This is a genomic window from Ramlibacter cellulosilyticus (assembly GCF_014297465.1).
Lineage (GTDB): Bacteria > Pseudomonadota > Gammaproteobacteria > Burkholderiales > Burkholderiaceae_C > Ramlibacter > Ramlibacter cellulosilyticus.
Map to the genome: position 1 here is coordinate 210,392 of NZ_JACORT010000008.1, position 12,211 is coordinate 222,602.

Below are 12,211 nucleotides of genomic sequence, written 5' to 3' on the forward strand. Positions count from 1 at the left end.
TCGGGAAACGCCGGGGCGGCCGTTCGCGGTTGCACCCGGCGTTTTCGCTTGGACGGAAGGAGGAGGACGACATGGAATGGCTCGCGCCCTTTTTCGAGAAGAACCCCGAGGTGCCCACCTTCCTGGCCATCGGCCTGGGTTACTGGATCGGCAGCTGGAAGATCCGCGGCGTGGGCATCGGCCCGGTCACCGGCTCGCTGCTCGCGGGCGTGCTGATCGGCTATTTCTTCCACGTGCCGGTCTCGGACACGGCGAAGTCGCTGCTGTTCCTGCTGTTCATGTACGGCATCGGCTATTCCGCGGGGCCCGGCTTCGTGCGTGGCGTGCGCGAGGGGGGCTGGCGATGGGTGGCGGTGGGCACCATCATCCCGGCCGCGGGCTTGCTGACCGCGTACGCGATGGCGCGCGTGCTGCAGCTGGAGGTGGGCTATGCGGCCGGCATGATGTCCGGCGGCCTGACCGAGTCGCCGGTGATCGGGACGGCGAGCGAGGCCATCCGCAGCCTGCCCATCGCGGAAGCCGAGAAGCAGCGGCTCGTCACGCAGATCCCGGTGGCGGACGCCCTTTGCTACCTGTTCGGTACCGTGGGGCTGATCCTCTTCTGCTCGCACGTGGGGCCGTGGCTGCTGCGCATCGACATGAAGGCCGAGGCGCTGAAGCTCGAACAGGAGATGGGCCTGGAGCGGGAAGCGCGCGGCGTGAGTTCCGCGTGGCACATGTTCGAGCTGCGCGCGTACGAGATCGCGCCCGGCGGGCCCGCGGTGGGCAAGACCATCGCGCAGGCGGAGAACGCGCTGGCGAACGAGCGCATTTTCATCGAGCGCGTGCGCCGGGGCGGCGAGATCGTGCCCGTGCGCTCCGACCTCGTGCTGCAGGCCGATGACGTGGTCGGCGCGATCGGGCGGCAGGAGGCGCTGCTGCGCAGCGTGGGCGACCGCCGCCGCGAGGTGTTCGACCGCGAGCTGCTGGACGTGCCTTCGGCGACCTTCGACGTGGTGCTGACGAACAAGGAGTTCTCGGGCCGCACGCTGGAGGAGATCGCGGGCGCCGAGGAGCAGTTCCGCGGCGTTTTCCTGCGGGAGATCCGGCGCGGCAACGAGCGCATTCCCATCGCGCGCGGCACGCGCATCTACCGCGGCGACCTGCTCACGCTGCACGGCCTGGAGCCGGCGGTGCGCCGCGTGGCGGCGGCGCTCGGCGACGTGCTGCAAAGCCGTGGCACCGACTACGTCTCTCTCGGCCTCGCGATCTTCATCGGGGCGCTGCTGGGGCTGGTGCTGGCTTTCCACGTGGGCGACGTGCGCATCGCGCTGGGGGCGAGCGTGGCCACGCTGCTGGTGGGGCTGGCGGTGGGCTGGCGCAATTCGGTGCGGCCCAACTTCGCGCTGCTGGGCGACGACGCGATCGACCTGATGAAATCGGTGGGGCTGGCGGGCTTCGTGGCGATGATCGGGTTCAAGGCGGGGCCGGTGTTCCTGCAGGCCCTGCGGGAGGTGGGCGTGTCGGTGTTCTTCGGCGGCGTGGTGGTGACGCTGGTTCCATTGGTCACCGGCTTGTTCGTCGGGCGCTACGTGCTCGGATTGAATCCGCTGCTGCTGCTCGGTGCATTGGCCGGTGCGCAGACGATGACGGCGGGCCTGGCTGCGGTGCAGGAGCGGTCGGAGAGCCCGGTGGCGGTGATCGGGTACTCCAGCACGGTGGCGTTCGGGCACGTGCTGATCTCGATCGGGGGGACGGCGCTGGTGTGGATGTTGCACGGATGAGGCAGGCGGCGATGCTTGCTTTCTTCGTAGGGTGGCGGCGCGCCTGCGCCGGAAGGTGAGCGAAGCGAACCCCACCGCCGATGCGCATGCATCGCGTCCTACACCACCGGATCACGTCCTTCCCTAGCATCGCCGTTTTCGGAGAGAAGACAACGATGGTCCCCTCGCAGAACCGCCAACGTTCCGCCCGCCAGGAACGCATCGACATCAGCTACGACTACGCCGTGTGCGCTTGGGCGCGCCACTTCAACGTGAGCGAGAAACGCGTCAAGGAAGCCGTTGCCGCGGTCGGCGACGACGCCGACCGGGTGCGCGAGCACCTGGGGCGCGAGCGCAAGTCGGATCGTCCGTCGGCCAACTGACCGGCGCACCCGGTCAGGGTGCCTGGTAGCTGTGCAGCGAGAGCTCCAGCCGTGCGTGGGCCGGATCGTGCGTGAAGAACAGGCCGGCTTCGCGCGAGGAGCCCGGCGGGACATAGGCGAATTCGGTGTCCGCCCGCTCGACGACGCGGCCACCCTCGCTCAGCGTGCCGGCCAGGCGCAGGTTCTCCGCAGCGGCGGGGCCGCGGTTGCGCACGCGGACGCGCACGTGGAATCTGTGCTCCTGCGCGGTGACGGCGACGACTTCCGCGACCGGGTCCGGCGGCCCCTCGCCGCCGCGCAAGGCGTCCGCCACCAGGAACACGAGGGTGCCGGCGACCAGCACGGCACCGATCGCGGCGACGATCCATTCCCAGACCGTCGGCGGCGCCTCGCCCTGCTGCTTCGCATCGCGGTCGTCCCCGCGTGCCCCGTTGCGATCTGGATTCCCCATCGCGCCCTCACAGAATGAGCCGCGCCGCGGCTGCGCCGACGGCGGCGGGGAACCCGAGCACGACCACCATCCGCAAGGCGGCGCCCGCCGGCACGCCGTCCAGGCGGCCGAAGGACCACAGCATCCAGGCACTGAGCAGCAGGACCAGCGCATAGCCCACCAGCGTGTAGCGCAGGAACAGGCTGTGGAAGGACGTGTCCTCGCGATGCTCCGCGGCGCCGCGGAACGCGACGCTGTAGACGAACGCGTGCATGAGCGCGACCGACACGAGCAGCAGCACCACCGCGCCCCAGCGTGGCAGCAGCTCGGCGATCCTCTGCATCTCCTCGGTCGGGGCGACGTTGAACGCGAGGAACAGCGCGCCGACGCCCATGATGAAGACCTCGCTGGCATAACGCGGGCCGGGGCCGCGCGCGGGCTCGGCCTGCCGCTCGCCGAGCTGCGTCTGCGACAGCAGCGCGCCTATGCTGGCGGGCACGGCCTGCAGCGTGATCGCGCCCAGCACCACGCCCGGCGCGTCCTGGCGCGTGACGACGCCGAACAGGCACAGCACCACCGCGGAGGACACCCAGCCCACCGCATACGCCACCAGCGCATCGACCACGTCGTCGCGCCAGCTGAAGGTCGGCTCGAAGCCGGCATGCCAGGACAGCAGGACCAGCACCGGCAGGAACGCGACCAGCAGGACGGCCAGCTTCCAGGCCGGCACCACCGCACCGAGCGACCACATCTCCATGGTCATGAGCAGCGGCAGCCCGAAGATCACCGCGCCACCGAAGGCGCGGGCGAGCCCGATCCCGAACTGCACCGAACGCGAGGAAGCACTGCCGGCCATGGGCGCGACGATAGCAGCACGCGCGCCCTGGCGGGGTGGCCCGCTTGCGCGGGCGGGGGCGTCAGGCCGTCCGCTGCGCCTGGCTCGCCACCCCGAACACCTGCCGCAGGTAGGCCAGGAAGGTTGCGTCCGTTGCGAGCGTCTTCCCCGGCGCGTCGGAGAGCTTCGCCACCGGCTGGCCGTTGGCCTCCACGAGCTTCATCACGATGTTCAAGGGCTTCAGCCCGACGTCGTTGGTGAGGTTGGTGCCGATGCCGAAGCCCATGTCCACGCGGTCGCCGAAGTGGCGGTACAGCGCCAGCGCCTTGGGCACGTCCAGGCTGTCGGAGAACACCAGGCGCTTGTCGTGCGCGTTGATGCGCAGCCCGGCATAGTGCGCCAGCGCTTTCTCGCCCCAGGCGAACGGGTCGCCGGAGTCGTGGCGCAGCCCCTCGAACAGCTTCGCGAAGTACAGGTCGAAGTCGGCCAGGAAGGCGTCCATGCCCACCGTGTCGGTGAGCGCGATGCCGAGGTCGCCGCGGTATTCCTGCACCCATTCCTCCAGCGCGGCGCGCTGGAAGTCGCGCAGCCGCACGCCCAGCGCCTGGAAGGTCTGCAGGTACTCGTGGCCCATGGTGCCGATCGGCACCAGCCCGAGGTCCCGCGCCAGCAGCACGTTCGACGTCCCCTTGAAGAAATCCGGCAGTTCGCGCGCGAGCGTGGCCACCACCTCGCGCTGCCAGTCGCGGCCGAAGCGCCGGCGCACACCGAAGTCGAAGAACTCGAAGGGATGCGCGAGCGGCGGCTCCTGCGCGAAGGCGCGCAGCTGCGCGATCTTGGCGTCGAGGCGGCGCCGACCTTCCTCGCGCGCCGCCTCCTGGTCGAAGCGGCGGAAGTACAGCTCGTTGACGATCGCGAGCACGAAGATCTCGAAGCCCATCACGTGCACCTGCGGCCCGCGCGCTTCGATGTGCAGCGTGTCGCCTTCCGCGCGGGCCGCGATGAAGTCACGCTGGAAACGGAAGATGCGCAGGAAGTCGACGAAGTCCGGCTTGATGAAGCGCAGGCTCGCCAGGAAGTCGAGCTCGTCGCGGCGGAAGCAGAGGCCGCAGAGGTGGTCGAGCTGCGCGTTCACTGCGTCCACCAGTTCGGCCAGCGGGTATTCGGGCTGGTTGCGCAGCACGAAGCGGTAGACCGCCTGCGCCTGCGGATGGCGATGCAGCATGGGCTGCCACATCGTGAACTTGTAGAGGTCGGTGTCCAGGAGGCTCTGGATCACGGGGCTGAGGGGCATGCGGGGAGTGTGGCAAGGAAGAGGGCCCCGGTGGGGCCCTTTGCGGTGGGGTTCGCGGTCGCTCACCGGCGGCGGCGTTCGCCGCCCCACCCTACAGGCGCTGCGCGCCGCAAGCGAGATCAGCCACCCTCGAGGTCGTGCTTGCGGTCCGCCGGCATCGGCGTGCCGCCTTGCGAGCCGCCGCCTTGCGGGTAGCCGCCCGTGGGCCAGTGGCCGGGGCCGAGGTCCGGGTCCTCGGAGCGCACGCGGTCGCCCACGTTCTCGGCGAGTTCCTTCATCTGGCCGGAGTTCTCCTGGGCCTTGGCGTACCACTTGCGCAGGATCTCCTGCGCCGTCTCGCGGCCGCCCAGGCCGAAGGCGAGGCCCAGGCCCAGGGCCAGGGCGCCGACCACCGCCATGAAGAGCGTGTTCACGAGCTCGGTGGCGATGCCCAGCTGGTTCACCGCGACCACGATCGCGAAGGCCCACACCACCACCGCCGCCGCCTTGGCGAGGAAGTTGGTGTTGGACAGGCCCGCTTCCGCAGCGGCACCGCGCACCACGTTGCTCAGGCCACGCGCGGCCAGGCCGCCGATGACGAGCACCACGAGCGCGACGACCACGTTGGGCAGCCACAGCAGCAGCTGGCGCAGCACTTCGGAAACGGCGGGGAGACCCAGCGCGTCGAAGGCGACCACCAGCGCGATCAGGCGCACGAACCACTTCACGACGATGCCGACCATGCCGGCCGGATCGGTGTTCATCCCCATCTTCTGCACGAAGTCGGTGAGGCCGGCGCGCTCGGCGAAGTGGTTGAAGCGGATGGACCGCAGGATCGCCGCCAGCGCCCGGTCGATCAGCGAGGCGATGAACCACCCCGCCGCGATGATCAGCACGAATCCGATGATCTTGGGGATGGCCGAGAACAGCAGGGCCATCGCTGCCGCGAGCGATGTGAACATGGCATCGCTCCATTCAGTGACCTGGACGGGCATGGGGATCTCCAATCGTGGAAGTTGTTAACTTCCTCACACTGTCCCGCGCAGCTTGACGGTCCCAAGTCGGAGGGCTGAACCGCTTGTTGTAGGACGATGGGATTACGGCTGAGTCACCGGGCCGGGCGCCTTCAGCGCAGCCAGCGCAGCAGCCGCGCGTACACCCCGGGGTCGGAGAGCAGGTCCAGGTGGTGCACGCCGCGTGCGACCCAGGTGCGCGAAGCGGGCAGGCGCAGGTCGTGGCTGGGACGCGGGTGGCGGCCCAGTGCGCTGTCGACGCTGACCAGGCCGTCGCCGATCGACTGGTCCGCACCGCCGCCGCCGAGCGCGCCCGCCACGGCGTAGCAGCGCACGCCGCGCGGCAGGGACACGGGCGTGCGGGTGTCCGCGTGCCGGTAGCGGCCGCCCTGCCAGTCGCCGGGCAGGAGGTTGCCGTGCCGCAGGTCGGTGATGCCGTCGCTGCGCACGCTCCCCAGGCGGGTGAACGGCGCCAGGTAGGGGCTGGCGCCCAGCACCGCGTGCAGCCAGTTGCCGCCGCGCTCCAGGGCCGCGCCTTCGTGCGGCGTGCCGAGGAAGACCATCTTGCGCAGGTGGCGTGGCCACGCGGCACCGGCGTCGCGCCCCTGGCGCACGGCGCTGCGGGCGACGAGTCCGCCCATGCTGAGGCCGACGATGGCGAGGCTCTCCACCGGTACCGGCCACCGGCCCAGCAGTGCATCGAGTTGGTCCGAGAGTTCCGCCGCGTTCTCGGACACGTGCCGCCCCGAGTTGTAGCGGACGTAGACCGGCGTGCAGCCCAGCGCGGCGGCCAGCGCCGCGCCGTGGTCGTGCCCCTTGCGCTGCCACCCGAGGTCGTCCATGCAGAGCCCATGCACCAGCAGCAGCACGCGGGGCAGGGCGGGCCCGCGCACGACGAACTCCATTTCCACCGCGAGCGGGTTGCCCGTGCGGACGAGGTAGTCGCCGACGACGCCGTTCAGGGCGGAGAGGAAGGCACGCCGGGCCGGCGATTCCTGCGCGGCCGGCCCGGCGCCCGCGGGCAGCGCCTGCAGGCCGGCGAGGACCGCATCGAGCGTCGATCCCACGACGCTGCTGCCCGCGCGCACCGCGTCGTAGACGAAGCCGGAGAGGCCGCCCACCGGCCTCTCGCGCCGCCGGCCGAGCGGCGGCGCCAGTCCCGCGATGCTGCCGTGCAGGCCTTGCGCGATGCGCGTCACGCCGTGGATGCCGGCCACGGCGAGCCGCACTGCGCCGCGCGCATCGGCGATGCCGACCGGGAAGGCGGCAGGCCTGGGTGCCGGGGAAGAGGTGATGGCGGGCTCCCTTCGTGCGAGCCCCATCGTAGCGCGCCCGCTCAGCGCACTGCAGCCACGCGCCAGACCGTGTTCCCGACGTCGTCCGCGACCAGGAGCGCGCCCTTGCCGTCGAGGGCCACGCCGACCGGGCGGCCCATCGCGCGCCCGTTCTCCGTCAGGAAGCCGCCGAGGAATTCCACGGCGGGCCCGGCTGGCTTGCCGTTGGCGAACGGCACGAAGACGACGTTGTAGCCGGCCAGGGACTTGCGGTTCCAGGAGCCGTGCTGGCCGATGAAGGCGCCGCTCGCGTAGTTGGAAGGCATGCGGGCATCCGAGAACGCGAGGCCCAGCGGCGCCACGTGCGAGCCGAGGCCGTAGTCGGGGACGATGGCGGTGGCGACGAGGTCCGGGCGCGGCGGCTGCACGCGCGCGTCCACGTGCGCGCCCCAGTAGCTGTAGGGCCAGCCGTAGAAGCCGCCCTCGCGGACGGAGGTGAGGTAGTCGGGCACCAGGTTGTCGCCCAGTTCGTCCCGCTCGTTGACCACCACCCACAGCGACTTCGTCTGCGGTTCCCAGGCCAGCCCGTTGGGGTTGCGCAGGCCCGTCGCGTACAGGCGCTTGCTGCCGCTCGCGCGGTCCACTTCCCAGATGGCGGCACGACCTTGCTCCGAGTCCATGCCGTTGTCGCCGACGTTGCTGTTGGAGCCGACCGTCGCGTACAGCTTGCTGCCGTCGGCGCTGGCGAGGATGTTCTTGGTCCAGTGGTGGTTGGCGCCGGAGGGCAGGTCGGTCACTTTCACGGGCGTCGCCTGGATCGTGGTCTGGCCCGGCTGGTACGGCACCTTCACGATCGCGTCCGCGTTGGCGATGAACAGCTCGTTGCCCACCAGCGCCATGCCGAAGGGGGAGGTCAGTCCGGACAGGAGCACCGTGCGCACCTCGGCGACGCCGTCGCCGTCGGCATCGCGCAGCAGCGTGATCCGGTCCGCGCTCGGCACGCCGGCGCCGGCGCGCTTCATCACCCAGCCCATCACCTTGCCGCGGATGCCTTCGGCGTGCACGTTCCTCGAGCCTTCCTTCGGCGCGGGCTTGTTGCTCTCGGCCACCAGCACGTCGCCGTTGGGCAGGGTGTACACCCAGCGCGGATGCTGCAGGCCGCGCGCGAGCGCCGTCACGCGGAAGCCGGCGGGCGCGCGCGGCATCGCGCCTTCGGGCCAGCCCTCGGCAGGCGCGATGTTGACCCGGGGCAGCCACCGCTTCTCCGGTTCCGGCAACTGGGGCGAGGGGCCCACGCCCGGCACGGCCGATTGCGCGATCACGCCGCCGGATGCGCAGGCGGTGAGCACGGCGAGCGCGGCCAGGGCGGCGAGCAGGGGAGGGGACGTGGTGTTCATCCCGGCAGTGTCGTCCACGCAGGATCGGGGGCCGTAGGCCAACGCCGCGAATTGCGCCGCCGCGGCTCAGCCGCCCATCCACTGCGGCAGCAGGCGCACCAGCAGCACGGTGGCGATGCCCTGCACGACGGCGTAGTGCCAGAACACGGCGCAGTTGTCGAGCGTGGCCCGCGCGTCCGGCCGCAGCCGCCCCGCGAACGACCGGGCCACGAGGTAAGCGCCCATCAGCAGCAGCACGAAGACGTGCAGGCCCTGCCAGGCCAGCAGCGCGGCGACGGTGGCGCTCCAGGCATGGTTCCGCGGCGCGAGTCCCACCTGCAGGTGCGACGCGAGGTCGATGCCGAAGGCGGCGAGGAAGCTCGCGGTCGCCAGCACGACCGCGGCGCACAGCAGGCGCTGCCCGGGCCGGCCGACGCGCCGCGTGGCCCACGCCAGCAGCGCGGAGGAGGCGAGCAGCGCCGCGACGGCACCGACGGCGCCACCGGCGGGGACGCTCGCGCCCGGCGGCGGACACACGTCGAGCTTCATGCTCACGTGCACGTGCGAGAACGCGAGCGAAGCGTAGATGGTGGCGTCGACCGCGACCAGGATGATGGCGCCCCACCACGAGGGCGATGCGCGGCCGCGCGCGAGCGCGGGGACCACCACGCCCCGGCCGACTTCCGCGGTGGCCGCGGGCGGTGGCCGGTCGAGCTGCCAGGTCCAGCCCAGGATGCAGGCGATCGCGAACAGGCCGCTCGCGGTCGCCAGCGCCACCTGCTCCACGGTGAGCAGCAGGAAGAAGCCCGCCGTGCCCACGGCCGCGAGGAAATGCAGCCAGCCGTCCCCCGCGATGCGGAACAGGCTGCGCAGTTCGCCCTGCAGCACGCTCGTCACCAGCGTTTCGCGCCCGCCGAACACGGTGCCCGGCAGCCAGTGGCGGCCCGCGACCACCTCTTCCGCGAGCGTCGGCCGGTCCCACAGCGGATAGCGCGACGCCACCTGCGGGATGCTGCGCGTGCCGTAGTCCTCCTGCTGCAGCCATTCGAGCGAAGGCGCCTGCCACGGGTCACCTTGGGGACGGTCCTCGCGCAGCACGGTGCGAACCACGTTCACCAGCGTGAGCAGCGCCCCGGCGGCGAAGACGTAGGCACCGGCCGTGGCCAGTGCGTTCCACGCCGTCCAGCCGAGCCCCGCTTCGTACGTGTAGACGCGCCGCGGCATGCCGGCGAGCCCGGCGATGTGCATGGGGAAGAAGGCGAGATTGAAGCCGACGAACATCAAGGCGCAGCTCCAGCGCCCGGCGCGCTCCGGCAGGCGGTGCCCCTTGAGCAGCGGCGCCCAGTAATGGAGGCCGGCGAACAGCGGGAACACCATGCCGCCGATCAATACGTAGTGCAGGTGGGCCACGATGAAGTAGCTGTCGTGCACCTGCCAGTCGAACGGCACCACCGCGACCATCACGCCCGTGAGGCCGCCGAGCACGAAGATGAAGTGGAAGCCGAGCAGGAACAGCGTGGGCGTTTCGGTGCCCACGCGGCCGCGCCAGAAGGTGGCGATCCAGGCGAACACCTGCACGGCGCTCGGGATCGCGACCGCGAAGCTCGCGGCGGACGTCAGGTAGAGCGCCAGCGGCCCCAGGCCCGCGCTGAACATGTGGTGGATCCAGAGCAGGAAGCTCACCGCGCCCACGCCGACCAGCGCCCAGGCCGCGGCGCCGTGGCCCACCAGCGGCGTGCGCGCCATCGCGGGCACGAGCATCGACACCATGCCGGCCGCGGGGAGGAAGATGATGTAGACCTCGGGGTGGCCGAAGAACCAGAACAGGTGCTGCCACAGCAGCGGGTCGCCGCCGCGCGCGGGGATGAAGAAGGGCCAGTCGAGCGCCCGTTCCAGCTCCAGCAGGATGGTGCCCGCGATGATGGCCGGGAACGCGAACACGATCATCAGGCCGGTGACGAGCATGGCCCAGGCGAACAAGGGCATGTCCTTCAGGCGCATGCCCGGCGCGCGCGTGAACAGCACGCCCACGATCAGCTCGATGGCACCGGCGATGGCGGAGATCTCGATGAAGCCGATGCCCAGCAGCCACCAGTCGGCGCCGATGCCGGGCGAGATCTCCTTGCTCGTGAGCGGCGGGTACATGAACCAGCCGCCGTCGGGCGAGGCGCCGAACAGCACCGTGCAGAAGAAGGCGAAGCCGCCGATCGCGTAGGCCCAGAAGGCGTAGGCGGACAGCCGCGGGAAGGGCAGGTCGCGCGCGCCCAGCATGTTGGGCAGCAGCCAGACCGCGACCGCCTCCACCGCGGGCACGGCGAACAGGAACATCATCACCGTGCCGTGCATGGTGAAGAGCTGGTTGTAGGTGCCGGCGCCGACGAGCGTGCTTCCGGGCAGGGCGAGCTGCGTGCGCATCACCAGGGCCAGGACCCCGGCGCCGACGAAGAAGGCGAGCGCGGTGGCGAGGTACCAGACGCCGATCTGGTTGTTGTTGACGGCGGTGAGGCGCCGCCAGCCCGTCGGCCGCCTCCAGGCGCGCTGCAACGCCTCGAGTTCGCCGTCGGGCCGGGGCAGGTCGTTGGGGAGGTCCTGTTCCCCGCTCACCGCAGCGCTCCCAGCCAGTCGGCGATGGCGTCCAGTTGTTCATCCCCCAGCCGCTCGTACGACGGCATGCGGGCGCCGCTCTTGTGGTGCTGCACCTGCGCGATCCAGGCGCGCCGCCCCTCGGGCGTGTTGGGCAAGGTGCCGGCCGCGAGGTAGAGGCGGCTGCCGACGTGCGTGAGGTCCGGGCCGAGGCGTCCCGCCGCACCGGTGCCGCGCACGGTGTGGCAGGCATCGCAGCGGTTGGCGAAGAAGGCGGTGCGTCCTGCGGCCTGCCGCGGGCTCGCGGTCGCGGCGGCGGGGGCTGCCTGCGCACGCAGCCAGGCATCGAACACCTCCGGCGGTTCGGCCACGACGTGCAGCGCCATGCGGGCATGCTGCTGGCCGCAGAACTCCGCGCACTGGCCGCGGTAGGTGCCGGGACGCTCGGCCACCAGCAGCAGGTGCTGCAGTCGCCCGGGCAGCATGTCGATCTTGCCCGCGAGCTGCGGCACCCAGAAGCTGTGGATCGCGTCGGCGCTGTCGAGTGCCAGGTAGACGGGCTTGCCCACGGGAACGCGGATCTCGTTCGCGGTGCGCACCTCGGCGCCGGTGGCCGGATCGCGGTAGCGCACGTCCCACCACCACATGAAGCCCGTCACGCCGACGACGACGGCGTTGGGCGGCGGCACCGGTTTCCACGCGGGCGTCATCGGGAGGGTCCAGGCGTACAGCGCGGCCAGCACGACACCGGGAAGGACGAGTCCCCCGCCGACGATCCACCAGCGGGCCCGCACGGTGCGCGCGGGGCGGCGCCAGGCCAGGAGCAGCAGCGCCATCACGAAGGCGAAGAGCACGCCAGCGCCGGTGAACAGCACCCAGCCGACGGTCTGGATCGCGCGCGCCGCCTCCCCGGCGGCCTCCATCACGCCGCCCACGTCACTCCAGACTGAAGAGGTAGGCCGCCATGGCCTCGGCCTCGGCGGGCGACACGCCCATGCTGGGCATCCAGGTGCCGGGCACGAGCGATTGCGGCGCGACGATCCAGCGCGCCAGCACGTCGGGGCGGTTGGGCAGGCGGCCGGCGATGTAGCTGCGCTGGCCCCAGGCCGTCAGCGGCGGGGCGACCTGCCCGCGCGAGACGGGCACGCCGGGAATGGTGTGGCAGCTGCCGCAGCGGTACTGCACCAGCAGCGCGCGCCCGCGCTCGACCGGGTCCGCCGCCGCCGGGGCCGCTGCCAGCAGGACTGCCAGCACGAGCGTGGACAGTGCGGCGGGGCGGAGCGTCGGCATGGCCCATTCTGG

The 12,211-nt window shown here is 71.5% G+C and carries 11 protein-coding genes; 2 read left to right on the forward strand and 9 right to left on the reverse strand.

Going from position 1 to position 12,211, the window contains the following annotated elements; all coding sequences use genetic code 11:
* The first annotated feature begins 71 nt into the window (after positions 1-71).
* Together H8N03_RS18595 and H8N03_RS18600 are read left to right on the forward strand one after the other, a co-directional pair.
* Positions 72-1,763, forward strand: coding sequence for an aspartate-alanine antiporter-like transporter (locus tag H8N03_RS18595; RefSeq protein WP_187077699.1), 1,692 nt, complete (start codon positions 72-74; stop codon positions 1,761-1,763).
* A gap of 155 nt (positions 1,764-1,918) precedes the next feature.
* On the forward strand, positions 1,919-2,125 hold the full coding sequence (locus tag H8N03_RS18600; RefSeq protein ID WP_187077700.1) for a DUF3606 domain-containing protein: 207 nt from the start codon (positions 1,919-1,921) through the stop codon (positions 2,123-2,125).
* Between the two features lie 13 nt (positions 2,126-2,138).
* On the opposite strand, the gene H8N03_RS18605 is transcribed toward H8N03_RS18600, so the two are convergent.
* The 9 genes from H8N03_RS18605 to H8N03_RS18645 form a co-directional block, all read right to left on the reverse strand.
* Positions 2,139-2,576 carry a TIGR02588 family protein gene (locus H8N03_RS18605; protein WP_187077701.1) on the reverse strand — a complete coding sequence of 146 codons (438 nt, stop codon included), beginning with the start codon at positions 2,574-2,576 and terminating at the stop codon, positions 2,139-2,141.
* A gap of 7 nt (positions 2,577-2,583) precedes the next feature.
* On the reverse strand, positions 2,584-3,411 hold the full coding sequence (locus H8N03_RS18610; protein ID WP_187077702.1) for a TIGR02587 family membrane protein: 828 nt from the start codon (positions 3,409-3,411) through the stop codon (positions 2,584-2,586).
* Between the two features lie 61 nt (positions 3,412-3,472).
* A complete protein-coding gene (gene pncB / locus H8N03_RS18615) occupies positions 3,473-4,684 on the reverse strand; it encodes a nicotinate phosphoribosyltransferase (RefSeq protein WP_187077703.1) in 1,212 nt (403 codons plus the stop codon).
* A 119-nt stretch (positions 4,685-4,803) separates the two neighbouring features.
* Entirely contained in the window at positions 4,804-5,625 is an 822-nt protein-coding gene (locus tag H8N03_RS18620; RefSeq protein WP_255428283.1) for a mechanosensitive ion channel family protein, read from the reverse strand.
* A gap of 164 nt (positions 5,626-5,789) precedes the next feature.
* Entirely contained in the window at positions 5,790-6,998 is a 1,209-nt protein-coding gene (locus H8N03_RS18625; RefSeq protein ID WP_187077705.1) for a lipase family alpha/beta hydrolase, read from the reverse strand.
* A gap of 14 nt (positions 6,999-7,012) precedes the next feature.
* Positions 7,013-8,347 carry a PQQ-dependent sugar dehydrogenase gene (locus H8N03_RS18630; protein WP_187077706.1) on the reverse strand — a complete coding sequence of 445 codons (1,335 nt, stop codon included), beginning with the start codon at positions 8,345-8,347 and terminating at the stop codon, positions 7,013-7,015.
* Positions 8,348-8,413: 66 nt separating this feature from the next.
* Positions 8,414-10,930 carry a cbb3-type cytochrome c oxidase subunit I gene (locus H8N03_RS18635; RefSeq protein WP_187077707.1) on the reverse strand — a complete coding sequence of 839 codons (2,517 nt, stop codon included), beginning with the start codon at positions 10,928-10,930 and terminating at the stop codon, positions 8,414-8,416.
* Positions 10,927-11,844 carry a cytochrome c oxidase subunit II gene (locus H8N03_RS18640; protein WP_354005145.1) on the reverse strand — a complete coding sequence of 306 codons (918 nt, stop codon included), beginning with the start codon at positions 11,842-11,844 and terminating at the stop codon, positions 10,927-10,929. Before H8N03_RS18640 ends, H8N03_RS18635 begins: the two co-directional genes overlap by 4 nt.
* A gap of 1 nt (position 11,845) precedes the next feature.
* Positions 11,846-12,199 carry a c-type cytochrome gene (locus H8N03_RS18645; RefSeq protein ID WP_187077708.1) on the reverse strand — a complete coding sequence of 118 codons (354 nt, stop codon included), beginning with the start codon at positions 12,197-12,199 and terminating at the stop codon, positions 11,846-11,848.
* Between the last annotated feature and the right edge of the window lie 12 nt (positions 12,200-12,211).

Excerpts from the sequence above, each read along its gene's own strand:
- H8N03_RS18595 (WP_187077699.1), top strand. The coding sequence starts at position 72 with ATGGAATGGCTCGCGCCCTTTTTCGAGAAGAACCCCGAGGTGCCCACC.
- H8N03_RS18600 (WP_187077700.1), top strand. The coding sequence starts at position 1,919 with ATGGTCCCCTCGCAGAACCGCCAACGTTCCGCCCGCCAGGAACGCATC.
- H8N03_RS18605 (WP_187077701.1), bottom strand. The coding sequence starts at position 2,576 with ATGGGGAATCCAGATCGCAACGGGGCACGCGGGGACGACCGCGATGCG.
- H8N03_RS18610 (WP_187077702.1), bottom strand. The coding sequence starts at position 3,411 with ATGGCCGGCAGTGCTTCCTCGCGTTCGGTGCAGTTCGGGATCGGGCTC.
- pncB (WP_187077703.1), bottom strand. The coding sequence starts at position 4,684 with ATGCCCCTCAGCCCCGTGATCCAGAGCCTCCTGGACACCGACCTCTAC.
- H8N03_RS18620 (WP_255428283.1), bottom strand. The coding sequence starts at position 5,625 with ATGTTCACATCGCTCGCGGCAGCGATGGCCCTGCTGTTCTCGGCCATC.
- H8N03_RS18625 (WP_187077705.1), bottom strand. The coding sequence starts at position 6,998 with ATGGGGCTCGCACGAAGGGAGCCCGCCATCACCTCTTCCCCGGCACCC.
- H8N03_RS18630 (WP_187077706.1), bottom strand. The coding sequence starts at position 8,347 with ATGAACACCACGTCCCCTCCCCTGCTCGCCGCCCTGGCCGCGCTCGCC.
- H8N03_RS18645 (WP_187077708.1), bottom strand. The coding sequence starts at position 12,199 with ATGCCGACGCTCCGCCCCGCCGCACTGTCCACGCTCGTGCTGGCAGTC.